Below are 22,333 nucleotides of genomic sequence, written 5' to 3' on the forward strand. Positions count from 1 at the left end.
ATGAAACACAGCATCGATGAGCTGCTCGGCATTGTCTATCGATACTATCCACGTGGGGTTGGGCTCACCAAGGATGGCGATATCGACGTCCAGCTCTGCAAGAAGACGGAGGAGCACGCTCGGCTCGTGGCCGCGCGGATCCAGGCATCGAAGGACGAGCGCTGGCACTCCATGCTGCGTCGCATCGCAGAACGATTCCCTGGCATGCTCATGAATCACTCTCTACACCTCCCCACCGGCGGCTGGGACGGCTGCTATTCATTTACGATTGATCTGCCAAGATCCACCGGTGAACCGATCTGGTTTCACGTGAGCTTCCTTGCTCCTTATTATATTGTCCACAGTTTGCGCACGGTTGAGATCGTGAAACAAACGAAGGACTTGTTCGCGGTCGAATTTCGAGACGTGCGTTTCCTTGTTCATCGAAGCCCATTCGATCCAGGTTTCGTGTCGCGCCCGGACGATAGCCTCAGGTCTGCCGCTGTGGGGAAGAGCTACGCTAGCTTCGAACTCTTGCCGGAACAGCAGCCGTGCGCGGAATGGATTTCCCGCGACATCGAAACGACGTTCGGTTGCAAGCCCATGCCGCCGGAGATCGGGACCATGCTCGTGCCCGATGTGACAGCGGGCCTGGGTCTTCCGGGTGAGATCAGGCTCTACGATTGCCTGTTTTCAGACCAGCATACATGGGTGAAGCCATCGCCGTCTGAAGTGTCGGCGCCCGGTGTAGATATCGAAGCGAGCAGGCTTACGGATTCGCTCGTTGCGGTACTCACCGTGCTCGCGGCGACTTATCGAATCGCATGGACTCTGATGCCAGAGGTGCAGAGCGGTTCTTCCTACTGGGTGGTAACGACAGATGGGGTCCTCCACAAAGAGGAAGTTACAAAGGCGCTTGCGAAGATTCGCCCGCTCCTTGAGTCGCCCAAGACTCCTCGCGGCATCGCTGCCAAGCGCGAACTCGAAGCTGCCGTCCGCGAGCTCGAAGCGCTGATCGCTTCGTGGGATGGTGAAGGCGAGCCGCCGGCCGCCATGGTCGCCTGGGCTTCCAGGTTCCTGGCGACTTGGCCCGTGCACTCGGTCGCCGATCTCCCGTGACGTGACTGGGGCTACTCGGGAAAGCGAAGCGTCTCGTGCCTCTCGCCGCTCTGCCCCATCGTGGTCGTGCCATCGTGGTTCCAGCTCATGCCGCCATGGCCCGGCTGTCCGATCTCGAAGATGACGCCCTCGAGCGTGAGCTGGCCCTCGTCGAGGTAGGCGACGCCGATCGAGTCGCCGCCGCGCCCCGGGCCGCCGTAGCCGCCGTGGCCTCCTTCGCCGCCCGGGCCGCCGAAGCAGCCCTGAACGGCGTCCACGTCGGCGGCGCCCGGTGCGCCTCGGCCGCCTCGGCCGCCTTCCTGGGGCGGCCCGCCGTCGCCGCCCCTGCCGCCGGAGACCGTCGTGATCTCGCTGTCGCGCACCGTCACCCGGGCGTGAAGCGCGAGGACGCCGATGGTCGGACGTCCGTTCGCTCCCCCGCGGCCCCCCCGGCCTCCGCAGCCGCCGGCCCCACCCGAGCCTCCTCCTCCGCCTCCCTTGGAAGCCGAGCCGCACACGGCCAGCCCGCCCCGGCGACCGCCGCCGCCGCCGCCCCCCTGGCCCGGGGTGCCCCACGTCCCCTCGCCCCCCGTGTCGCCCTCCCAACCGGTCTCGGTGAGGCGCCCGATGCCCTTGCCGGGCGCGCCCTGCGTTCCCGGAGCCCCCGGGCCCCCGGCGAATCCGCTTTCGCAACGGCGGTTTTCTCGCTCCCCGATGCCGCCGCGCGAGGGCGAAGTGTAGACGGGCTCCCCGTCGCCGCCATCCCCGGCGCTGTCGGGCAGCCCATCCCCTCCCTTGCCACCGACGCTCGTGTGCCCGCTCTCGCACCGGTTCACCGCCGCAGGTCCGCCGGCGACGAGGGGCGCCGAGCACCCCTCGCCAGCGAAATTGCCATCCGGTCCGTCCGGCTGATCGGTCGGCCACTGCTCGCCATCGCTGCCCGGTATTGCGCCGTCTGCGCGGATCTCGCTCCGCACGATCTCCACCCCCGTGTTGGACTGGACGAGCACGCCGAGCGGACCAAAAGCCCCAAGGTTGAGATCGGCGAGCGTCGACACCCCGTCCGCGGCCCCGCTGTCCTCGGGACCCGCGGGCTCGACGATCACCATGGGGTCGGCGAGGTCGGCGATCGGCTGGTGAAAAAATGTGGTTCGCGGGATTTCAGGGTCGCGATTCCATCGCCGGCAGTGAAAGCCCCCGAGGAGGTCCACGCCGGAGGGCACCCTGATCTGACGCACCGGAAATCCGTCGTTGCAGATGAACATGCGGCCTCGTCCCGTGCGCGCGAGCTCGACGGCACGCTCGACGGTGGCCAAAGGCTTCGCCTTCGTGCCGGGGTTTCTGTCGTCGCCAAAACCGTAGGGTCCAGCGATGAACACGCCGCAGCCGTCGTCGAGGATATCGGCGGCGACGTGCTCGGCGCAGACCGACTCCGGGGGCGGCTCTTGCTCGCACGAGGTGCCCTCGCAAGACGGCACGCCAGGGTCGTTCACGTCGGGCGCAGTTCCGCAGCCGGTGGCCCACGGCGACAACAGAAGGACGAAGATAGCAGCGGTGGTCTTTCTCATGTGCGCATCCTGACGTGCGCTGTCAGCGCAGGGTAGTTCATCGAGCCGGTTCCGGATCTAGCGTATCGAACGGGTACCAGAACAGCGCAATCCCGGCTTTCCCCTGGCCGGGCGTGTTTTCGAAGGGTGCATTGCCGCCGCGGCCACCCTTGCCGGCTTGTCCAGGCAAGACCTTCGCGAACTCCGTGATGGCCACGGAGGCGCCCACGGAGCCGATGCCGAGCGAGTGGCCGCCGAGACCGCCGCCGGCATCGCCCCCGCGACCGCCGTCGCCGCCAAAGCCGCCGCCGCACCCTCGCGACGTGTCGGTCAGAACAGCGTCTCCGCCGTGTCCGCCGGCAACCCCAAAGCCTCCCCACTGGCCCGTTCCGCCGACCCCGCCGTCGCCGCCCTTGGCCCCGAGGACCGTGCTCGCATCGACTGTGAGGTCGCTCCCCTGCAACGCCACGATCGCGATGCTCGCGCCGCCGTAGTCGCCTCCCTTGCCCCCCTTGCCACCGCAGCCGCCACTGCCCCCCGAGCCGCCGGCCGCACCGCCCTGGGGCCGACCTGCCGGACACGCGTTCCTGGCGGAGTCGCGACCTTTGCCGCCCCCGCCCCCGCCCCCGCCCTGACCGGCGCCGCCCTTCGCTCCATCCTTCCCGCGGACGCCGACCCATCCGTACTCGTCCAGGAGGCCAGCGCCATCCGCTCCGGCAGCGCGCTCCGCAGGAGCGCCGTCGGCTCCGTTCTGCCCCTGCCTGCATGCCATGCTGACCGCGCCGGATCCACCCAGGCCGCGCTCGGTCGGATTCCCGAGCGGCTCCGGCAGCCCTGAAGTTCCGTCGCTGCCCGTCTCGAGGCCTCCATCGCCCCCCTGGCCACCCGTCGACTCGATCCCGTCGCCGCACGCGGTCACGACCGGAAGGGCGCCCAGCGCCGCGTCCGCGGTGCAGGCGTCCGAGCCGTCGTTCCCCAACACGCCGGAGTTCGCGCGAACGCTCGGCGCGTCCTCGCCCGGCTCTCCATCCTTGCCATCACCTGCGAGGATCTTGCTCTGCCGCACGATTGCCCTGGCCCCAGGGCTCAAGATCATCGCGATCGACGACTTGCCGTCGTCCGCGGACGCATCCGCCGCCTCGACGCGCACGCCGAAGACCGTTGACGTCGCGTGCTCTTTGTCATCCGCGATCACCCTCAGCGGGATACCCACCTGCGGAGCGATGATCGTCGGGTGATTCGGTCCGCCGAACGACCCGTCATACGACCAATCGCCGCCGTCACACAGGCGCCCGCCCCAGAGGTCGACCCCGGAGGGCAGCGTGATCTTCTCCTCGAACGACCCGCCGCACGCGTACACGCGCCGGGTCGCTGCCTCTCCGTGGCCTCGACCGTGCGCGGCGAGCCCGATCGCGTGCTGGAGCGTCGCGACCGGCGCTCCCTTCGTGCCGGGGCTCGTGTCGTCGCCCTGCTCGCTGACGAACACCCCGCATTCATCAAGGGCCGGCGCGGTGGCTGGATCGCCGTCACAGGGTCCCGGTTGCGGAGGAGGGCTCTCGCACAGGAAGCTCTCTGCACAGTCGTCAGAATAGCACCCAGAGGCGCCGGAGGCGCCGGCCATGCCGAGCATGATAGGCGCGAGGGAACGCAGGAGCTCTCGACCTCGCCAATTCAATATGCGACGCATGTCCCTCCCCTCACCATGCTCCTTCGAGGATCACACCTGCTCGCTCGCTCGCCGCCATGGGTACGATGCGGAGGCGTTCGGCTGGTCGCGCATCCCCGAAGATCGCCACTTCTGTCAGAAACGAGGCCGCCGTCGCGATCCCAAACACGGCGCTTGTCGCCAGCGACACCTTGCCAAGGGTGGCGAACAGGTCCCGCTCCTTGACCTGGGCATGAATGTCGGCGCACGCCCCCGGCGCGCTCGCTTGGCGGCAGGCATCAGACCTCCACCCCTGCTCGCGGCGTACAGAATTGGCCTCGCCTAGATTGGTGTGCACCACATGAGCGCGCAGGAGGAAGACCGCGCCGGCCGCCGCCGTCGCCGTCGTGAGCACGACGCCGCCAATTCGCACCGTCCCCGGCCAGGTAGCCGACGGCGCCGGAGCCTGCGTGGAGGTCCTCGCCGCCTGCGCGTCCGTGGCCGCTTTCTTCGCTGGGCCCCCTGCCTCGCCCTCGCCCGTACCGCTCACCGCCGAGCGCGGTAACTGGATCGTCATGATCGGCTCGGTCGCCGCCCGCGCATCCAGCGTTTGGGAGCCTTCCTCGCGGCCCGGTGCTCGGGCCCGCACCATGTGCTTGCCAGGCTCGAAGAATAGTCTGTAGGTCCGCCTGGGTAAGCCGATGGGCTTGCCGTCGACGAACACCTCGGCATCAGGCGGATCCACCGACAGGTAGAGGCTGGCGAGGAACGGAACGGCCTTGGCCAGTCCATCCGCGAATCCTTTTTGCTGCTCAGGAGAAAGCGCCTTGCGCCGCTCAAGGCTCCAAGCCAGGTGCTCCGCCGCATCACGGAACTTGCGCAACTTGAGCTCGCAAAGGCCCAGCTCTCCAGCGATCTCGGCGGATTCTCTCTCTGTAACAGATGTCGAGTCGATCGCCTCGAAGGCCGCCTTGTAGGCGGCGTGTGCCTCGGTCCACTTTCCCGATGCCCGAGCTCGTCGGGCACGGCGAAGATGGTCTTTTACGCTCGAACCGTCGCTCTGTACGGTTGACGGATTGCGGTCCTCTGCACGGACCGGACAGGTACTGCCGGTCACGACGCCGACCATCAGGCAACTCCAGAGCGACTGCGCAACAAAACGCATGCACGAACGGTACTTACGCCAGCCGTGGTGCGTCAACGGCGCTGGAAATGTCGTAGCCTGAACGTTCAGATGAGAAAATCCCGCCCGATCCGGGAATGCGACCACCGCTGTTCGTGCAGTCGCGGATGCCGCGTCCCTACATGTCGCACATGGTCCGACGGACTCTGGGGCCGCCCTGCACTTTTTTGAAGCCCTCCAGGCGGCTCAGGTGTTCTACCGGTGATGGGCGAGCCAGCCAGCACCCCCACCGGCTTCGAGTTCCTCCGGCGCCTCGCGCGGCGCCTCGGGGTCCCTGCGCAAGACGCGGAGGACCTCGCGCAGGACGCCTTGCTGCGGGAACTGGAAGCGGCTCAGCGGGTCGAGCTCGGGGAGGCCCGAGCGTCCTACGGTGCCACCATCGTCCTGAACCAGGCGCGAAACCACGTCCGGAACGCACGCCGTCGGGGGGAGGTCCTGACCTCGTTCGACGACCACGAGCTTCGGGCGGAGGGCCCGACTCCTGAAGAGATGCTCCGCAGGCAGCAACGGGAGGCGCTCCTCCATGACCTGATCAACCAGGTCGACCCCAAGTACCGCGACGTCTTGATCAAGCACGCGATCGAGGAAGTGCCGCTCGTCGAGATCGCCTCCGAGCTGGGGATCAATCCGAAGACGGTCAGGACACACTACCGCCGAGCGCTGGAGGACCTCTACGCGGCCGTGGAACGCCGGAGGGTGCGGCAGCGCTCGCACGGATGGGACGACGCTGCGTGCGTCCCGTTCGCCTTCCATTTGCGCTGCCGCGAGGGGTGGTCGAGCAAGCTAGGCCGCCTGGGCATCAAGATCCTGGTGCAGGGAGCGATCGTCGTGCTGACCGGTGCCGTCGTCGCGGCGTTGCCGGACTCGTTCAACCCGGCGTCGTGGTTGCGGGCGGCGGTGGTGCGCGCTCCTGCGCCCGCTCCGGCGGTGGTGGAGATCGCGCCGCCTCCGGCCCAACTTCCCCTGCGCGCTTCGGCCACGCCCACCGCGCAGGAGGTCGCGCAGCCGGCGCAGGACCGAGACGCACGGGCGCCTGCTCCGTCAGGCGCGCCGGTTCGTCGTACCTCGCTCCCCGTCCGCGCCGTGGTCCCAGCCGTCAGCCAGCGCGAGCAGAGCCTCATCGACGAGGCCCGAAGGGCCATCGAGAACCACAACGCGGTGGCAGAGGCGCGCCGATTGCTTGAGACACATGCGCGGGAGTTCCCGCAAGGACAGCTCGCCGCGGAGCGCGAAGCACTCCTAGCGCAGATTCGCTGAGTCCTCGGCGTCCCTCCGACAGACAGCGGGCGGTGACGCAGGTGGTGTCGTCGGACAGCACAAGGCCGAGATCTGCCTTGCGTCCAGACAAGGACGTTCACGTCCAGGAGACGAAACGCGATGGATAGGATGGAGGATCTACTTGGTGCGATGTGGCTCATTTCGCCGCTCGGGCTCGCGATGATCGCCTGCGTCGCAATCGGCTTCGCGGTCACCGCGCGCGAAGCGCTCGGACGCGAGCGCGGGCTTCGCGAGGCGCGCGAGCACGCGCATGACGACGACGAGGCAGCCCTCACCGATGCGAAGGAGCAGGCAGCGGGTGAGCGGGACCGATACCGGCGCCTTCTGGACTGTCACGTCGACGCGGCGCTCGCGGAGCTGACAGACGCCCGTGCGCGCCCCGTCCCCTGGCCAGGAAGGGTCCTCGAGTCGTTCTGCGCGACGATGCCTTCGTGGAGGAGGAAGCTGGCCGAGAGCACGGGGTTGGAGCCGAGGGAGGTGGAACGGTTGCTGAGGAGTGACCTCCCGATGACGCCCGGTCTTGCCCGGCAGCTGGAGGCCTTCACCGGCACGCCGGCGCGGTACTGGGAGCGCCTCTGGCAGCTGCACGACGACCACCGGACGGACGCCGAGGAGACCGTGGTGATCCTGGTCGGCGAGCCCGTCACCAAGCGCGAGAGCTCGGCGCGTCCCGCGTCGTCGCCGGCGCAGAGCTCGACACCGCCGACGCTACCTCCCCGCGCGCTCGACGTTCCTCCGCCCATGGTGCTGTCTCCCGAGCTTGCGGCCAGGAGCCCGCGGGCGAAGCTCCCGCCGCCTCCACAGCCGCGGCTTCGGTCGCCGGTCCCTGTCCGCGCCGCCACGGGGACAGAGCCCGCCCGGCGCGCTGCGACGCTGACGAGCTTCCCGGTACAGCGTGACGAAGGGAGGCCGGGTTCCGCGAACGCTGCCGATTGGGAGGACGTAGAGCGCTCTCCGCTGAACACGACACTTCCGGGAGTAGGGAGCCATGGGTGAATTGGGTGATATCATTATGCTCCGGAAAGCCAGCGAGATCTCTGTGCGGGGAGTGGGACTGCAATGAGCGTCAAGGGCCTGGTTGTCCACTTTCGGCGCGACTTGGACGACGACGAGGCGCAGCGAACGATCGACGCGCTGATGATGATCAAGGGCGTTGTCAAGGTGTCATCTGTCAAGGCCGGTTACGAAGACGAACTGAACCGGCAGCGGGTCAAGCGAGATTTGCTAAGCAAGATTGACGGGCTTCTGAGGGATGACGAGGCCACGATCTAGCTGCCGACGAACCCACGTCATCGTGGCGTCGACGCAACCGGCCCGCCGCGCCGCAATTGGGATGCGCTTGAGGGCGACGCTGGCGCACGGACGACGTCGTGCTGCTCCAGGCGTGCGCCCCTGAGCGCGCGGTGAAGAGCCGGCCGACAGCGCCGCGACGGGCCGCGCTCGATGTCGCACCCGCGCCGCTCTCACCAGTGGGCGAAGCCAGCCGGATCTCAGGCGACCGTCGCCTTTGACCATCCGCCTCGAGAACCGTGCGGCGGTGCGACGCCGCGCTGAGGGCTTCGCTGCCCACGCCGGCGGGGGCGCTGCGGCGCCCGTCAGGGCGGGTTGCGCCGAGCGACGCGACGATAAGCACCGTCAGGGAGATGGAGGGGGCTGGGGCCCATCCTGATCAACTTGTTTGAGGGGCGCACAAAGAAGCCCCCTCAGAGAACTTGGTGAAGTTCGTCCGAGGGCGCTCCCCTCCGGGTGTCAGGACCGGAGGTGGACCATGCTGGACGACCCCCATCTTGGACGCGAGTTCTTCAGGGTGCTGGTGGAGGTGGACGAGGCGGTGACGCGCCGGGTCGCGGTCGAGGGCTGCCCCGTGTGCGACGGGCCGCTGCACCGGAGCGACTACGACCGCAAGCCGCGTGGGGCCCGGGTCGTGCCGGCGGGCGAGGCGTTCGCCCGTCGGTTCAGCTTGTGCTGTAGGCGTGAGGGCTGTCGGATGCGTGCGATGTCGCCGTCGGTGCGCTTCCTCGGACGGCGGGTCTACTTGGGGGCGGTGGTGATCCCGGCGAGCATCGTCGCGCTCGCCCTCCTCCGCGCAGCTGCGAATATCTGGCGACGGACGGGGGTGCCGGCGCGCACGACGCGCCGATGGCTCGGCTGGTGGCAGGGCCCATTCCTGCGCACGGGGGTGTTCGTCTCGATCTGCGCGCGACTCATCGGCGTCGACGTCGGGCCCGTGCCGGCGTCGATCGTCGATCGGATCGAGGGTACGCAGACGCAGCAGGTGAGGACGATGCTCGAGCTGCTGGCGCCGCTCACGACGATCTCGGTGCCCGACGGATCACGTTTCTTGAGGGGGAGCGCATGAGCCTCGCGCCCCGCAGAGGATGTGATCTCCGCGGGGATTCCGCGGCGATGTAGGGTCGAACACGCGAGCGACGACGAGACGTCGCTCGTGAAGGAGGCCCTCATGAGCCAAGACCCGCGGGCGATGGCGCGCCCGCCACGGTCCGTGTCCGTTGAGGATCTGCGCCGTCCCCATGTCCCCGTCGGAGCCGCCGCGAAGGAGGCGCCGATGAGCCACCCGATGAAGCCCGACGACGGGGCACCGGCGCGCGCGCGCTGGGCACGTCTGCGTTTCTCGATCATCGGCCAGTTGCTCGCCTCGCCGCCCGAGCCTGGCGAGCTGGCCACCCGCATCAACGAGCTGGCGAGCAAGCCTTGGACGCACCCGACGACAGGGGAGGCAATCCGCTACTCGGCCAAGACGATCGAGCGGATGTACTACCTCGCGCGGGACGAGGCGGACCCGCTCCGCGCGCTGGAGCGATCACATCGCCTCCACCCTGACGCGCCCCGTGCTGATCATCGACGAGGCCCAGGAGACCCTGACGACGGTGCTCAACGAGCTGAGCATCCTCGCCAGCAAGGACTTCGACTCGAGGCTGCTCCTCTGCATCGTCTTCGCCGGCGACGCCCGTCTGCCCGAGCGCCTCCGCTCGGCCGAGCTGCTGCCCCTCGGCTCCCGCATCCGTCGGCGTCTCGTCCTCGACTACGTCTCCCGCGATGAGCTGCTCGCGTGCCTCAATCATCAGCTCGAGGCTGCCGGCAACCCGAGCCTCATGACCACCGAGCTCAAGGCCACGCTCGCCGACCACGCCGCCGGCAACTATCGCGTGATGATGAACCTCGCCGACGAGCTGCTCACCATCGCCGCGGCCCGCGAGCTGCCGCGCCTCGACGAGAAGCTCTACCTCGGTGTCTTTGGCCAGTCTCCCAAGCCCCAGCCGCGCAAGCGCTGAAGGAGATGCACGCCATGCTCCGCTCCCCCGCGGTGTCCTTGCCCGTCGCCGAGCCCCTCGCGCTCATCGACGCGACGCTCCTCTTCCTCGTCCAGGTTCTACTCGCCAGGCACCCCGAGCTCTACGCGCCCCCGGCGAGTGGTACCGAACCTCGGCCTCCACCCGGCACACGCGCCGCCCACCACATCATCGACGCCATTCGCGAGGTGCACAACGCCATCGAGATCTACAGCGCCGCCCTTCCTGACACGATCTCCCCCGGCGGCGCCGCTGACGACGAGATTCCGTTTTGACCCAACGCCGGCCCGTGAAGACGGGGACCCCGCCGATCGCGCGATCCGCCTCTCCCATCGCCCGCCGAGAACCACAGCATGACGCGTCGCGCCCTCCCATCCTCTTGACCGGCTCCTCCAACCTTCCTGAGCGCGCTTACCTCGCTGCGCCAGTTGACATAGTCGTACACCACGACGTGGTCGTGCCATCCAGAAAAACCGAGTAATTTTAGCAGGTAAGCGTGTCCCGTGGGCTCAGCGGTTACCACTCTACTGTACGCGCCGCCCAGATTGGCACCCCGCCGACGGCTACGGCGACGTCGGCGCCGCGACCAGTGGGTGCCTCGCGGCCGCGTGCGTGCGATCGTTCGAGCGGGGCGCGGCGCCCGCGGGGCGTGCCGCGCTCTTCGCGGGCTCCGGCGACGGGACCCGCGCGGCCGTGTGCCTCGTCTCGGCTGCAGCGAAGAGGGCGTGAAGGAGGAGCGATATGCCTGTCACCGTAGGAGTCAACTCGCGCAGCGGATAGGGAGCCCTACCGAGCACCGAGGCGAGGATCACGAAGACCTCGCGGGGCGAGCCCTTGGTGCGCGATTACGAGGCTGGCGGCGATGGGCGCGTGGTGCCCAAGGAGCCATCGATCGCTGGCCCGTCTCGCCCGGTCGACAAGCAACGAGCGCCGACCCTCGTCGCGGGCGTCGACGAGCTTCTACTGCGCATCCGCGGACGCGCCCCATGCGCTCGACCCAAACGTCGAGCGCATGGGGTGGAAAGGAAACCCAATTCCTCCGTGGGCGAGGGGCGCCCGCGTCGGCGCTTTCATCACGGCTGCTGGATCAGCGGGGTCAGCCCTTCGGTGATATCGATGTCCCAGAGGAGCGTGCTCCCCTCCCGTCGGTAGGCGAACGTCGCTCCCTGGAACTGCCCGATCGCGATCAACCGATCGAGGGGTGGCGGGCTGATCACGAACTCTCGCGCGACCGGTGCCTCGGTGTGGAGCGGATTCAGATAGCGCTGGACCACGCTGGTCGTCAGCGCCACGGCGGCGTCCTTGACGGTCCCTGCGGGGCCGAGGACCGGATCGCTCTGGGCCACATTCACCACGCTCGTCCTCAGATTGCCGGGAGCGCGGACCCCGACCGCGGGGAGCAGCAGAGTCTCCAGGGGGCGCTGCAACGAGGCCCGCAACCCCAGCTCCACGTCGAGTTCGTGACGGACGACCGCGGCCAGATGCGTTTGCAGAACCGTCACTGAACGAACCCAGATGACGCGGATCTCGGGAGGCTGGCAGAACGGGATCGACGTGCCGATGCCCAGCCCTCCGCGTGGCTCGGGGAGCCCGCCGAGCCCGCCGAGCCCTCCGCGTGGCTCGGGAAGCCCGCCGAACCCGCCCAGCCCTCCGCGTGGCTCGGGAAGCCCACCGAGCCCTCCGCGCGGGCCGATTGGATCGATGGAGCCGATCGGATCGACGGGATCCAGCGTCCCCCCCGGCTGCCTGCTGCAACGCTCTGGGATGAACCGCCCCCCCGGGCCATAGTCGATCTGGACCGTCTCGATCAGCAGCGTGGATTGAGCGACGAGGCGAAACGCTACGTCTGCTTGGGGGACGGGCACCAGATCAAACGAATCGATCCGGAGCCGGGCCCGCACCTCCGTCTTGCTCAACGGACGAGGGCTCCTGACCAACAGCGGATACGCTCCGAGCGGGCCGAGCGACACTCGCAGGGTGTTCAGCGCGTCGGCCATGTTGAATGGCTGGTCCTTCGGGGGCGGCGGGGCCGGAGGGAGGGTGAGCCCCGCCCCAGTGATGTCTGCGAGGGCGAGATCGTTGTCGATCCGGAGCGGGCCGCAGAGCTGCTCCACCCAGGCGCGCAGGAAATCCTCGCTGAAGGCGTAGAGCACGCGATCATTGGCGGCGATTGGCACCATCGCCGGAGAGGCGAAGAGGAAGGACGCCAGCGAGACCATCAGTCCCAGGCCCCTGCCCTCCACCAGCGCGGCCTTGCCCGACTCCAGCGGAGGGGCGCCATCGGCGTGGAAGCGCCCGGGCCAGCCCAATTGGAATGCTGCCGACTCCAGAGCCCTTGCCAGGATCTGGACCAGATCCAGCTCGAGCGTTTGGTTGAGTTGGCCCGCCAAATTGGCCGCCGCGACGATCGGCAAGTTGAGCAGGTTGGTGCTCATCACTCCGAAGGAGGCCCGGAGTGTGGCTTCGTCGACCTCCACCTTCCAGCGATCCCCGGAGGCGTCCGGCGCGAGCCGGAGCTTGGCCCTGGCGTCGAAGGCATCGACGCGCACCGGGCCGCCATTGGCGATCATCGCAGAGAAACCTCCTGCCGTCGCGACGTTAAGCGCCACCGCCGCCGGAGTGCTCGCTGGCTGGAGAGAGTACATGGCCGTTCCCGAGACGGGACCGAAGGCGATTGCGATCTCCAGCCCCTTGCCCATGGCGCGGAGTCCGGTAATCTGGATGGCCCCGAGATCGGTCTCCAGGGCCAGATCCCACACCCTGGCCTCGATAAGGTCGTTCTCGTGATGGAGGACGGGCAAAGGCACCTGGAAACGGAGAGTGCCAATCTCGTCGAGCTTGGCGTTAACCTCCCGGGTGAGTTGCTGCTCATCCAAGCCGCCGCCACCGAGGGCTAGCATCAGGCGTAGATGGGTTGCGAGCGTGTCGCGGATCCGGATGCGCGACCCGTCTGGCCCGCGCAGCTTCGCCTCGTTCAGCCGATCGAGCCAGCGGATCTCCAGCGGCGCTGGCGTGCCATCGGCATTGGCACGCAGCGCGATCCGGCCCAGCACCCGGAGCAGGGTGTTGACGCGACCACGCATGTCTTCGAGCCAGGTGTCGCTGACGGCAAACGCCGCTTCGCCGGTAGGCCCGGGGGCGAAGCCAGGGTCGAGTGCCGGCCCGATGTTGAACGCCCGAATCCGGAAGGAAGGCGCCAAGGGCGCCGCAATGGGCCGGGACTCGGTTCGCCGCGCGACTGCGGCCGGCGCGGGGGCGGGCCCCGGGTCTAGGCGCAGAGAGAGCATCGGCTCACGATCGCCAGGATCGAGGAGCGTGACCCGGGTGACGACGTTGCTCTCCACCGGCGCGCCAGAGAGGCCGAGGACAGCGGCGATCCGCTCCGCTGCGGCGCGATCGACGCCCGCCTGCGGCGCGCACTCCACGTTCACGAGCACCCCGCTGCCCTCGCCTAATATCTCCCTGCCGGGGACGCGGTTGCCTGACACGGTGACCTCCCGATCGATCGACTGCCAGCGCTCGATGCGCAGGCTGAACCGCGCGATAGAGCCGTCCAGCGGAACTGGCACTCCACCGACGCGAAGGGCCTCAAGTCGACCCGCGTCGACGACGATCTCCAACCTGCTCGACTCGTCCTTCAACGCCTGCCCGAACACATGGGCAGACGGCAGCGCCGCGCCTACCTCGACCCGGTATGCGAAAGATACCATGGAACCTACCTCATTGTTGGCGGCCCGAGCGTACCAGCCCGCCCCGGAGGATGTCGAACAGAAACTCGCGACCCGCGCTCCATCGCTAGGCCAGGTGGCCTGGAGCTCCAGAAGCACGCGGGACCACGCAGCATGTGACACTGGCGGCGCCACATCTGACTGCACAGACTAGTGCTCTGACACGATTCTGTTGAACCAGTCGGTCCCGAAGATTCGCTCGGCATCGTGGACGGTGAACTTCCAGTTGATCTTGCGGCGAGCCCGGTCCGCGGAGGCATTCCACTGCCGGACGCGGACCCGGAGCTGCGCGAGCGTCGGGATGCGGTTGCGGCCGAGGCACTCCCTGGACACGAGGCTGGCTTCGATCTCTGCGGCGTTCAGCCAGCTCGCGTGCTTGGGCGTGTGATGGAACTCGAAACGCGAGGCAAGCGCGTGGCCCCGCTCGGCCCCGAAGGCCTTGATGAGCGATGCAGGGGTGTGGGTGTTGAGATTGTCCAGGACCAGATGAATCCGACACGCCCGCGGGTAGGCACTGGCAATACGCTCGGCGGCGAGCGCGAAGGACGGACGCGTCCGGTCCTCCGTCGCGTGGGTGAGATGGCGCCCTGTCTTCGGCTCCACGATGCAGAAGATGTTGGCCGTCCCCCGACGCACGTACTCGTAATCGATGCGCCGCGGCTTTCCTCGGCGCATCGGCCTGTCGGGCCGGGCGTTGTCGTGCAGGACGACGGGGCGCTCATCGAGCACTACGACCGGTTCGCTCGGGTCGTAGGGCCGGGCGTACAGCTCCAGCACGTCCTTCATCCGCTCGACGAACGGCTCGTCGATCTTGGGAACGCACCACATTTTTTTCCCGCCAGGGCTTGATGTCCTGGTCGGCGAGGGTCCTTCGTATCGTCTCTTGGCTGACCGAGCGGACGATCTTTCGCCGCTCGGCTTCGTCGGCGATCAGGGCGATGGTCCATCGCGCCCGCCCCTCGGGCGGCGGACCGCAGACCATCGCGATGAGCGCAGCGGTCTGGGCACTGTCGAGCAGCTTGGAGCGACGCCGGCGGGGCTCTTCGCTCAGCGCATGCTCGACCCCGCCCTCCAGGAAGCGGTTGGCTACGCGCCGCACTTCGCGCCGGTACGTTCCCGTTGCCTCCGCCGCTTGGGTGATCGTCCAGCCCTTATCCAGCAGACGGAGCGCCTGGATCCGCCGCGCTACCAACATGCCCAGCGGGCCCTGCCGCTCGCGTTGGCGCAGTGCCCGCTGCTCCTCCTGGCTGAGTTGGAGCCCCTTGAACCTGGGCCTCGGCTGCTTTCGTTCTTCGCTCACGACCGCCCAGACGCACGAGCCGGGCGAAACGGATCGTCAAATCTGCGGGGCGGCACTAGCGTACATGCATCCTGGAAGGTCCAACACGGTTTCAAAATGTCGAGGCTGTTTGTTTGCCGGTATCCCCCGAGTTGAAAGAGTCAGTCGTTTACGCGGCTCGCAACGTAAATACTGCGTGGCCTTGAGTGCATCGACCCCAGCGTGGTGGCCGCGCGATGGGACGCTGGGAATCGCCTGCAACACCACCTCGCGCAACTGCTCCGCTATAGGCCCCGATGCGTCTACGAGGCCGGCAGCGACGGTCGCGTGCTTGCAAAGGAACCCTCGATCGAGGGACTGCGGCCGGTCGTAATCACCCGGCCGCCGAGCCGCGAAGGCGATCTGACCTGGGTCGAGCAAGAGGCGATCGAGAAGCGCTTGGAGGCGCGGCTCGAAGAGATCCGTAAGGGGGAGGGGTAGGTCAGGCGAGCGCGCGGATAGGGAGCCCTACCGACTTCCCGACGTGAAGAGGAAATTTGCCCCGCCCATCCAGTTAACCTAACGCCACAACCACGACGTGGTCGTGCCATCCAGAAAAACCGATTAATTTTAGCAGGTAAGCGTGTCCCGTTGGGCTCAACGGTTACCACTCTACTGTACGCGCCGCCCAGATTGAGGCGCGGCCCAGATTGGCGCAAGTGCCGGCGGTGAACGGTAAACGTCGGCGATCATGTGGCCGCGATCTTCACCGACCCGACGCGGGATGCGATGATTACCGACACCTGACGGCCGGCGTCAAGCCGGTCGGCGCTTTAGCGCCTCGGATTGATGACTCGTCCAAGCGCGATCTCCCGAAGGGCACGGATATCGATATCCGTGCGCACGGGTCCTCGCGCATCCACGGGTGATGGCTGACTCGTCATGTCGAGTTTCGAGACGAGGGGGAAGTTGTGGAAGATGAAGTTGGACCCACCGATCGGTTCAGCCTCGGGGTTTGGCTGTCCCTGCATCACGGTCCTCGAAACCCGCTTCATCCCAGTGAAGACGCTGCTTCCACCGCCACCGCTACCGCTAACGTCATCTGGTACTGGCATCGACGCCTTTTCGTCGGACCCGCCACACATGCCTCCTTGATCGGGATCCCCGTCCTGTCCGCCAGCGGATCCACCACCATCGCCAGTCGAGCCAGTGCCGCCAGTCGAGCCAGTGCCTCCGCTTGAACCGCTGCCCGACGCCCCGCCAACTGCTCCCTGCGGTGCACTACCGTCGCCGGTCGAGCCACTCGCGCCGCCGCCAGTCGAACCAGTGCCGCCAGTCGAGCCAGTACCTCCGGTCGAACCGCTGCCCGCTTCCGGCGATGCTCCGCCGTCACCTGTCGTGCCACTCGCGCCGCTAGTGCCTCCCTGCGACTGCCCGCTGCCGCTGGTTTCGCCTCCACAAACCACCCCTCCGGCTGCTTCGCCGATGTCGCCCCCTTGGGATCCCCCTGCAAGGCCGCCCGCTACGGCGCCCGCTCCGGCACCCAGCACCGTGTACCCGATGGCTTCGAAGGGATCACCCGTGGACGCGCCGACGCCAAATCCGAGAATGGCCCCGCCAATGGCCCCAGCAGCGGCTCCTAGGATGCCACCGATCACGGTGCCGCCGAATCGAAACCCTTCAGCACAGCCCGACAGCATCTCCGTCTTGCTCACAGCGCGCGGTCCACCAGTGACGATCGTCGCTCCCGTGCCAGTGATGGGCCCGGCAGCCCCAACGCTGCGGACGACGGTCCCGAGAATCGCTCCACCGGCCATGCCCGTGCTCACGGCCCCGAAGATCGCACCACGTTGACCATCATTGAAGCCAGTGAGTATCATCGACGGCTGCGCCAGGTCGAAGAAGTAGATACCCGACGGCTTGGACCTGCCGGGGTTCTGCGCCAAGCGGTCCGCAATCAGGTCGAGCGTTCCAAGGCCGCGTCGGAACGACTGCGCATCTAGCTTCTGTGTCAGGCTGAGCAGCGAGAGAAAGACTCCGTCGACGCCCTCTACGCCGCGCTCCTTTACGAAGTCCCGGACGATCGGAAAGAACTCGCTGATCCCAAACTCGGGAGTTACAGCGGCTCGCGAGAGAATCATCCCCGTGGCTTGAGCATGGCGGAGCGTATAGCCATCGGCCCACAGCTGCCTCAATCCCGCAAGCGCCCGGTACGGCCGTCGGTAGTGGATCGTCAAGGTCTTCATGGTTGTCTCGCTGGGCATCAGCGCCTCGGGTTGACGACTCGCCCAAGCGCGATCTCCCGAAGGGCACGGATATCGATATCCGTGCGCACGGGTCCTCGCGCATCCACGGGTGATGGCTGACTCGTCATGTCGAGTTTCGAGACGAGGGGGAAGTTGTGGAAGATGAAGTTGGACCCACCGATCGGTTCAGCCTCGGGGTTTGGCTGTCCCTGCATCACGGTCCTCGAAACCCGCTTCATCCCAGTGAAGACGCTGCTTCCACCGCCACCGCTACCGCTAACGTCATCTGGTACTGGCATCGACGCCTTTTCGTCGGACCCGCCACACATGCCTCCTTGATCGGGATCCCCGTCCTGTCCGCCAGCGGATCCACCACCATCGCCAGTCGAGCCAGTGCCGCCAGTCGAGCCAGTGCCGCCAGTCGAGCCAGTGCCTCCGCTTGAACCGCTGCCCGACGCCCCGCCAGCTGCTCCCTGCGGTGCACTACCGTCGCCTGTCGAGCCACTCGCGCCGCCGCCAGTCGAACCAGTGTTGCCAGTCGAGCCCGTGCCTCCGGTCGAGCCAGTACCTCCACTTGAACCGCTGCCTGACGCCCCGCCAGCTGCTCCCTGCGGTGCACCACCGTCGCCTGTCGAGCCACTCGCGCCACCGCTCGCCGGGCCGCCGCCGTCGGATCCACTTCCACCTCCGGGGCTGCCAGCGCCACCTTCGGTGTCTCCTCCACACACTACGCCGCCGAACGACGTGCCAATGTCACCACCCGCAGAGCCGCCGCCGAGTCCTCCTGCGACGCCGCCCGCAGCAGTTCCCCACGGTCCGCCCCCTGCCAGGGAGCCCGTCACCGCGCCCGCGATGGCACCGAGGACCGCACCGATCACGGTGCCGCCAAATCGAAACCCTTCAGCACAGCCCGACAGCATCTCCGTCTTGCTCACAGCGCGCGGTCCACCAGTGACGATCGTCGCCCCCGCGCCAGTGATGGGCCCGGCAGCCCCAACGCTGCGGACGACGGTCCCGAGAATCGCTCCACCGGCCATGCCCGTGCTCACGGCCCCGAAGATCGCACCACGTTGACCATCATTGAAGCCAGTGAGTATCATCGACGGCTGCGCCAGGTCGAAGAAGTAGATACCCGACGGCTTGGACCTGCCGGGGTTCTGCGCCAAGCGGTCCGCAATCAGGTCGAGCGTTCCAAGGCCGCGTCGGAACGACTGCGCATCTAGCTTCTGTGTCAGGCTGAGCAGCGAGAGAAAGACTCCGTCGACGCCCTCTACGCCGCGCTCCTTTACGAAGTCCCGGACGATCGGAAAGAACTCGCTGATCCCAAACTCGGGAGTTACAGCGGCTCGCGAGAGAATCATCCCCGTGGCTTGAGCATGGCGGAGCGTATAGCCATCGGCCCACAGCTGCCTCAATCCCGCAAGCGCCCGGTACGGCCGTCGGTAGTGGATCGTCAAGGTCTTCATCGGGCGCGAGTTTCGCCCAGGCTCAGCCCCGTGCGCAAGGGGAAACACATTGCAGAAGCAGCCGTAGGGGAACGATGACGCTGTTCTGCCTCTCCCGGAATCTAACGGCCAGCCCGCCATGCTACGCACGGGGGAAGGAGCCCGTCGATGCCGAAGCGAGCCCGTCGGAACCATAGCAGCGAACAGGAGGCGGCGTTGCTCAAGTGCAACCACGTCGAGAAGATCCCGGTCTCGGACCTGTGCAACAAGCAGAAGCTGCAGCCCAGCCTGTTCTACACCTGGCAGCGGCAGCTGTTCGAGAACGCGTCAGCCGTCTTCGACGGCTCCAAGACGGGTGTCTCGGCGCGTGAGCAGGAGCTGCAAGCGCGCATCGCCCAGCTCGAAGCGAAGCTGGCCAAGAAGGACGCGGTGAACGCCGATATCTCCGAGGAGTACGTGAAGCTGCAAAAAGAGCTTGGGGAGCCCTGACGGGCCGCTGGGTCAAAGCGGATAGGGAGCCCTACCGACTTCCCGAAGTGAAAAGGGAATTTGCCCCGCCCATCCAGTTAACCTAACGCCACAACCACGACGTGGTCGTGCCATCCAGAAAAACCGATCAATTTTAGCAGGTAAGCGTGTCCCGTTGGGCTCAGCGGTTACCACTCTACTGTACGCGCCGCCCAGATTGAGCTCGTCCAAACGGGGGCGCCGACGTGCCACGCGCCCACACGTTCGCCTCGTCCCGGCGTCTGGTCGGGTGACCGTCGGCGGTCTCGTGGCGGCTCGCTACTCTGCGGCGCCGTCCATTCAGGAGGCCGGGTCGTCCGGGTCGCGGGTCCGGGATCGCGGCGAGGTCGGCTCGGCGGGCAGGCCGAGGTGTTCCAGGATCTTCCTGGCGGTCGCCTTCTCGATGATGGCGGCGAGAAGGCGCAGGCGGCCGGCGCAATGCGCGCAACGGAAGGCGTCGAGCCCGAACGTTCGACGGATGAGCTTGGCCCAGTCGATGCGCGGCGAGGTCGCGAGCAGCAAGCCGCCGAGGAGCCTGTCGAGGTAGCGGACGGAGATGCCGAAATCCGTGATCACGACGTCGCCGGCAACAGCGGCCACCGCGCAGCGAGCCGCGGGCATCACGGCGGGCCCGGCGGGTGCTGCTGCGAGCGGCGGTGAGGAGAACGTTTGCGGGCTGAAGGGTACGGCGGCGCCCCCCGGCGCGGATGTCCGCTCCGCACAAGGTGGCACGGGGCCGGGCGAGGCGCGCTTCGGCGTTGGCGGCTGCTCCTCCCACATCCGAACCTTCGTTGTTGCGGTGTTTCGGGTTCGAGGCGGAGCCTGAACGAGAGCCCGTGAGGAGGCCCGAAATGGTAATTCTGACGACCCGGTATCTCGTCGCGAGTTACCGGGATCTGGTCAAATGTGGAAACCGCTCTGGTGACGCGCAGTTGGACCGCTTCGAGGGAGCGCCCGAGGGGCCGATTTTGGGGGGGCGCGAAGGGGGTCGATTTGGTAATTTTGCGCGAGGTCGGCTGAGCGTCTCCGGCGAGCCGCCGACCTCCGTTGTGTCGCATGCGACAGGGCGGCGCGCGGCAGGCACGACCGCGGGCCGGCCCGAGTGGCGCGGCGTGAGCTCTTCCCGGCGGACGCCGGGGCGGCCTGGGCATGGAGCCGAGCACGCCGCGGGGCGCGAACACGGCGCACGGGGCCGCGGAGCTCGTCCAGGCGAGAGGCTGGCGCAAGGCGGAGCTCGCCCAGGTGGACGCCCAGCGCGGCTCGCGGCCGCGACGCCGAGCGAGCTGGCCCCGCTCGACGGCCGGGCCGTGGGATCGCCGGAGGGGTCACCTCGCACACCGAGGTCACGTGATCGGACCCCAGCGAATGCCAGTCAGGTCACGGTGCCACGTGAGAACCGGCGTCCTGTTGGTCGCACGCTGCATCAGACTTTAATGCCGTCGCCCTCGCCAGGAGCCGACTCTTGTACTGTGTTTTAACGCTCTTTAAAGTTGAACGGAAAATGAAGGCTTCGCCCTGGCAGGTTTGTGGTTCGGTGCTTTTGTAGACGCATGAGCTCGCGGCGCTGGTACGAGCTCGCGTGCGGAGTTGTCCGCGCGCCGAGCCACGTCCTGGAAGAGTGTTTCCAGATGAACAAGCAGACCCGGTGCCACTTGCGCGCGATCGCGCGGCTGCACCCCGAGATCGGCAACCTGTGTGATCAGCTTGAAGCGCCCTGGAACGCCGTGCGAAGGATCGCGCACGCGCCGGGGGCGGCGGAGCAGTGGGAGCGCGCGGCGCAGGTGCTCGGTGAGCTCGTGGAGAAGCGCCGGGCGACGGCGCCGCGCCGGTCGAGGCTGGAGGCTGTGCGCCTGGAGGCGCTGAAGCGAATGGGACCGCCGATGGAGGGGGGAGGAAAACTTGAAAGCAGCCTGCGAGCCGCGTGGGAGGCGGCGGAGCGCGGGACGCCCGCGGTCTCAAGCCCACGTCCGAGCGATCGGCATGCCGGTCTGCGGTGCAGCGCTGCCCGGCGGAAAGCGCGCGAGTCGAGCACATGAAGCGGCGTCGCGTTGGACTTTCGCCGCGTACCTCTCCCGTGCGTGCCTACCGCGCCAGCTCGCCGATCCCAATTCAGGGAGCAGGCGACGCTGGCGCATGGGCGACGTCGTGCAGTTCCAGGTGCGTCAAGGAGTGCTGCGACGGCGCCGGTACGGCGCCGCGCTCGGCCCGATGGACGAGGCCGACGGCGCAACGTTCGCCGACGTCCGCCTCGATCTCTGCGACGGCGTCGCGCTCGCCCGGGGTGGACAAGGCCCGATGGGTGGCTCTACGTCGCCTCCACGCGCGGCGTCGCCGGAGCGCGCGAATTACCAAATCGAGTCCTTCGCACCCCCCATTTCGGCCCCTCGGCAGGGCTTTCCAGAACACCCAACCCCGCGATGCGACAGGGTGTTTTCCCCAGGCAGGTCTCCAAGCAACTCGTGCCGAATTACAGGCGACACGGAATTACCGTTTCGTACTCCTTTCAGAAGCGGCGGTCACGGCCGCGCACGAACCCAACACAGATGGAGGTATGGCATGACACGAGCGGCTCTCGCGCGTGTATCGGCACCGCTTGCTCTTCGTCAGGCTGGTAACGGCACGCGCGCCAGCGACAGAGCGAGCCTGGAGACGCCCACCGGCGGATGGTCCAGCCCGAAGGTGATCGACCAGCCAGCGACGGCGACGGCAACCGCAACGCTCGCGATCCCGCTGGATGGGCTGACGATCACGGCGCCGCAGCCGGAGATGCTCTCGCAGAAGAACGTCGAGGCAGTCACCGGCATCCCGGCGCGCGTCTTCCTCGACACCATCCGCGCGCCGGGCTTTCCCCTGCTGATCACCAAACTCGGCAAGCTGCGCCTGGTCGAGCGCGAGGCGTTCGTGGCGTACCTGCGCGCGCTGGCCAGTGAGCCGGCGTCGCGTCGCACCGCCGAGGCGGATGAGAACACTCGGGTTGCCGCCGTGCTGGCCGCTGCCGGGCTCGAACCTGTTCCGCAGCCGCCCACCGGCCGAGCGAGCGCCCGTCACGCAGATGCGAGGCGTGCTAGGCTGGCGCTGAAGTAGAGCGGGCCCGCTCGGCGCTACCAA

19 protein-coding genes are annotated in these 22,333 nt (G+C 67.7%); 10 read left to right on the top strand and 9 right to left on the bottom strand.

Annotated elements, in window-relative coordinates; all coding sequences use genetic code 11:
* A complete protein-coding gene (locus tag WMF29_RS30000; RefSeq protein ID WP_437323567.1) occupies nucleotides 1-1,098 on the top strand; it encodes a hypothetical protein in 1,098 nt (365 codons plus the stop codon).
* A gap of 11 nt (nucleotides 1,099-1,109) precedes the next feature.
* On the opposite strand, the gene WMF29_RS30005 is transcribed toward WMF29_RS30000, so the two are convergent.
* The 3 genes from WMF29_RS30005 to WMF29_RS30015 form a co-directional block, all read right to left on the bottom strand.
* Nucleotides 1,110-2,645: a hypothetical protein gene (locus tag WMF29_RS30005; RefSeq protein WP_437323568.1), complete on the bottom strand. Its 1,536-nt coding sequence runs from the start codon at nucleotides 2,643-2,645 to the stop codon at nucleotides 1,110-1,112.
* 37 nt (nucleotides 2,646-2,682) lie between these two features.
* Nucleotides 2,683-4,254 carry a hypothetical protein gene (locus WMF29_RS30010; protein ID WP_437323569.1) on the bottom strand — a complete coding sequence of 524 codons (1,572 nt, stop codon included), beginning with the start codon at nucleotides 4,252-4,254 and terminating at the stop codon, nucleotides 2,683-2,685.
* 67 nt (nucleotides 4,255-4,321) lie between these two features.
* Nucleotides 4,322-5,434, bottom strand: coding sequence for a hypothetical protein (locus WMF29_RS30015; protein ID WP_437323570.1), 1,113 nt, complete (start codon nucleotides 5,432-5,434; stop codon nucleotides 4,322-4,324).
* Nucleotides 5,435-5,656: 222 nt separating this feature from the next.
* Between WMF29_RS30015 and WMF29_RS30020 the strand changes: the two genes are divergently transcribed.
* From WMF29_RS30020 to WMF29_RS30045, 6 genes are all read left to right on the top strand, one after another.
* Complete coding sequence (locus WMF29_RS30020) at nucleotides 5,657-6,709, top strand: RNA polymerase sigma factor (RefSeq protein ID WP_437323571.1); 1,053 nt, start codon at nucleotides 5,657-5,659, stop codon at nucleotides 6,707-6,709.
* A gap of 150 nt (nucleotides 6,710-6,859) precedes the next feature.
* Nucleotides 6,860-7,726, top strand: a complete 867-nt coding sequence (locus WMF29_RS30025; RefSeq protein ID WP_437323572.1) for a helix-turn-helix transcriptional regulator — start codon at nucleotides 6,860-6,862, stop codon at nucleotides 7,724-7,726.
* Between the two features lie 63 nt (nucleotides 7,727-7,789).
* A complete protein-coding gene (locus WMF29_RS30030) occupies nucleotides 7,790-8,002 on the top strand; it encodes a hypothetical protein (protein WP_437323573.1) in 213 nt (70 codons plus the stop codon).
* A 496-nt stretch (nucleotides 8,003-8,498) separates the two neighbouring features.
* The gene (locus WMF29_RS30035) at nucleotides 8,499-9,089 is read left to right on the top strand and encodes a hypothetical protein (RefSeq protein ID WP_437323574.1); all 591 of its coding nucleotides are present in this window, start codon (nucleotides 8,499-8,501) and stop codon (nucleotides 9,087-9,089) included.
* Nucleotides 9,090-9,579: 490 nt separating this feature from the next.
* Complete coding sequence (locus tag WMF29_RS30040; RefSeq protein ID WP_437323575.1) at nucleotides 9,580-10,023, top strand: ATPase; 444 nt, start codon at nucleotides 9,580-9,582, stop codon at nucleotides 10,021-10,023.
* Between the two features lie 14 nt (nucleotides 10,024-10,037).
* A complete protein-coding gene (locus tag WMF29_RS30045; protein ID WP_437323576.1) occupies nucleotides 10,038-10,316 on the top strand; it encodes a hypothetical protein in 279 nt (92 codons plus the stop codon).
* A gap of 798 nt (nucleotides 10,317-11,114) precedes the next feature.
* On the opposite strand, the gene WMF29_RS30050 is transcribed toward WMF29_RS30045, so the two are convergent.
* The 5 genes from WMF29_RS30050 to WMF29_RS30070 all read right to left on the bottom strand — a co-directional run bounded on the left by WMF29_RS30050 (nucleotide 11,115) and on the right by WMF29_RS30070 (nucleotide 18,739).
* Nucleotides 11,115-13,751, bottom strand: coding sequence for a hypothetical protein (locus WMF29_RS30050; protein ID WP_437323577.1), 2,637 nt, complete (start codon nucleotides 13,749-13,751; stop codon nucleotides 11,115-11,117).
* Between the two features lie 168 nt (nucleotides 13,752-13,919).
* Nucleotides 13,920-14,555: an IS630 family transposase gene (locus tag WMF29_RS30055; RefSeq protein ID WP_437323578.1), complete on the bottom strand. Its 636-nt coding sequence runs from the start codon at nucleotides 14,553-14,555 to the stop codon at nucleotides 13,920-13,922.
* Nucleotides 14,488-15,069, bottom strand: coding sequence for a helix-turn-helix domain-containing protein (locus tag WMF29_RS30060; RefSeq protein WP_437323579.1), 582 nt, complete (start codon nucleotides 15,067-15,069; stop codon nucleotides 14,488-14,490). The genes WMF29_RS30055 and WMF29_RS30060 overlap by 68 nt, the downstream gene beginning before the upstream one ends.
* A gap of 791 nt (nucleotides 15,070-15,860) precedes the next feature.
* On the bottom strand, nucleotides 15,861-17,273 hold the full coding sequence (locus WMF29_RS30065) for a hypothetical protein (protein WP_437323580.1): 1,413 nt from the start codon (nucleotides 17,271-17,273) through the stop codon (nucleotides 15,861-15,863).
* 17 nt (nucleotides 17,274-17,290) lie between these two features.
* Entirely contained in the window at nucleotides 17,291-18,739 is a 1,449-nt protein-coding gene (locus WMF29_RS30070) for a hypothetical protein (RefSeq protein WP_437323581.1), read from the bottom strand.
* 147 nt (nucleotides 18,740-18,886) lie between these two features.
* On the opposite strand from WMF29_RS30070, the gene WMF29_RS30075 reads away from it, so the two are divergent.
* Nucleotides 18,887-19,207: a transposase gene (locus WMF29_RS30075; protein WP_437323582.1), complete on the top strand. Its 321-nt coding sequence runs from the start codon at nucleotides 18,887-18,889 to the stop codon at nucleotides 19,205-19,207.
* Nucleotides 19,208-19,525: 318 nt separating this feature from the next.
* Here WMF29_RS30075 and WMF29_RS30080 read toward each other — a convergent pair whose 3' ends face one another.
* Nucleotides 19,526-19,825 carry a hypothetical protein gene (locus tag WMF29_RS30080; RefSeq protein ID WP_437323583.1) on the bottom strand — a complete coding sequence of 100 codons (300 nt, stop codon included), beginning with the start codon at nucleotides 19,823-19,825 and terminating at the stop codon, nucleotides 19,526-19,528.
* Between the two features lie 950 nt (nucleotides 19,826-20,775).
* Here WMF29_RS30080 and WMF29_RS30085 point away from each other — a divergent pair.
* Together WMF29_RS30085 and WMF29_RS30090 are read left to right on the top strand one after the other, a co-directional pair.
* Complete coding sequence (locus WMF29_RS30085) at nucleotides 20,776-21,261, top strand: hypothetical protein (protein ID WP_437323584.1); 486 nt, start codon at nucleotides 20,776-20,778, stop codon at nucleotides 21,259-21,261.
* Between the two features lie 520 nt (nucleotides 21,262-21,781).
* The gene (locus WMF29_RS30090; protein ID WP_437323585.1) at nucleotides 21,782-22,309 is read left to right on the top strand and encodes a hypothetical protein; all 528 of its coding nucleotides are present in this window, start codon (nucleotides 21,782-21,784) and stop codon (nucleotides 22,307-22,309) included.
* Nucleotides 22,310-22,333 lie beyond the last annotated feature (24 nt).

Source organism: Sorangium sp. So ce381 (assembly GCF_051473845.1).
Taxonomy (GTDB): domain Bacteria; phylum Myxococcota_A; class Polyangia; order Polyangiales; family Polyangiaceae; genus Sorangium; species Sorangium atrum.

Coding starts and splice junctions, on each gene's coding strand:
- WMF29_RS30005 (WP_437323568.1), bottom strand. CDS start 2,645: ATGAGAAAGACCACCGCTGCTATCTTCGTCCTTCTGTTGTCGCCGTGG.
- WMF29_RS30015 (WP_437323570.1), bottom strand. CDS start 5,434: ATGCGTTTTGTTGCGCAGTCGCTCTGGAGTTGCCTGATGGTCGGCGTC.
- WMF29_RS30035 (WP_437323574.1), top strand. CDS start 8,499: ATGCTGGACGACCCCCATCTTGGACGCGAGTTCTTCAGGGTGCTGGTG.
- WMF29_RS30075 (WP_437323582.1), top strand. CDS start 18,887: ATGCCGAAGCGAGCCCGTCGGAACCATAGCAGCGAACAGGAGGCGGCG.
- WMF29_RS30050 (WP_437323577.1), bottom strand. CDS start 13,751: ATGGTATCTTTCGCATACCGGGTCGAGGTAGGCGCGGCGCTGCCGTCT.
- WMF29_RS30045 (WP_437323576.1), top strand. CDS start 10,038: ATGCTCCGCTCCCCCGCGGTGTCCTTGCCCGTCGCCGAGCCCCTCGCG.
- WMF29_RS30055 (WP_437323578.1), bottom strand. CDS start 14,555: ATGAAGGACGTGCTGGAGCTGTACGCCCGGCCCTACGACCCGAGCGAA.
- WMF29_RS30025 (WP_437323572.1), top strand. CDS start 6,860: ATGTGGCTCATTTCGCCGCTCGGGCTCGCGATGATCGCCTGCGTCGCA.
- WMF29_RS30065 (WP_437323580.1), bottom strand. CDS start 17,273: ATGAAGACCTTGACGATCCACTACCGACGGCCGTACCGGGCGCTTGCG.
- WMF29_RS30085 (WP_437323584.1), top strand. CDS start 20,776: ATGAGCTCGCGGCGCTGGTACGAGCTCGCGTGCGGAGTTGTCCGCGCG.
- WMF29_RS30030 (WP_437323573.1), top strand. CDS start 7,790: ATGAGCGTCAAGGGCCTGGTTGTCCACTTTCGGCGCGACTTGGACGAC.
- WMF29_RS30020 (WP_437323571.1), top strand. CDS start 5,657: ATGGGCGAGCCAGCCAGCACCCCCACCGGCTTCGAGTTCCTCCGGCGC.
- WMF29_RS30070 (WP_437323581.1), bottom strand. CDS start 18,739: ATGAAGACCTTGACGATCCACTACCGACGGCCGTACCGGGCGCTTGCG.
- WMF29_RS30000 (WP_437323567.1), top strand. CDS start 1: ATGAAACACAGCATCGATGAGCTGCTCGGCATTGTCTATCGATACTAT.
- WMF29_RS30090 (WP_437323585.1), top strand. CDS start 21,782: ATGACACGAGCGGCTCTCGCGCGTGTATCGGCACCGCTTGCTCTTCGT.
- WMF29_RS30010 (WP_437323569.1), bottom strand. CDS start 4,254: ATGCTCGGCATGGCCGGCGCCTCCGGCGCCTCTGGGTGCTATTCTGAC.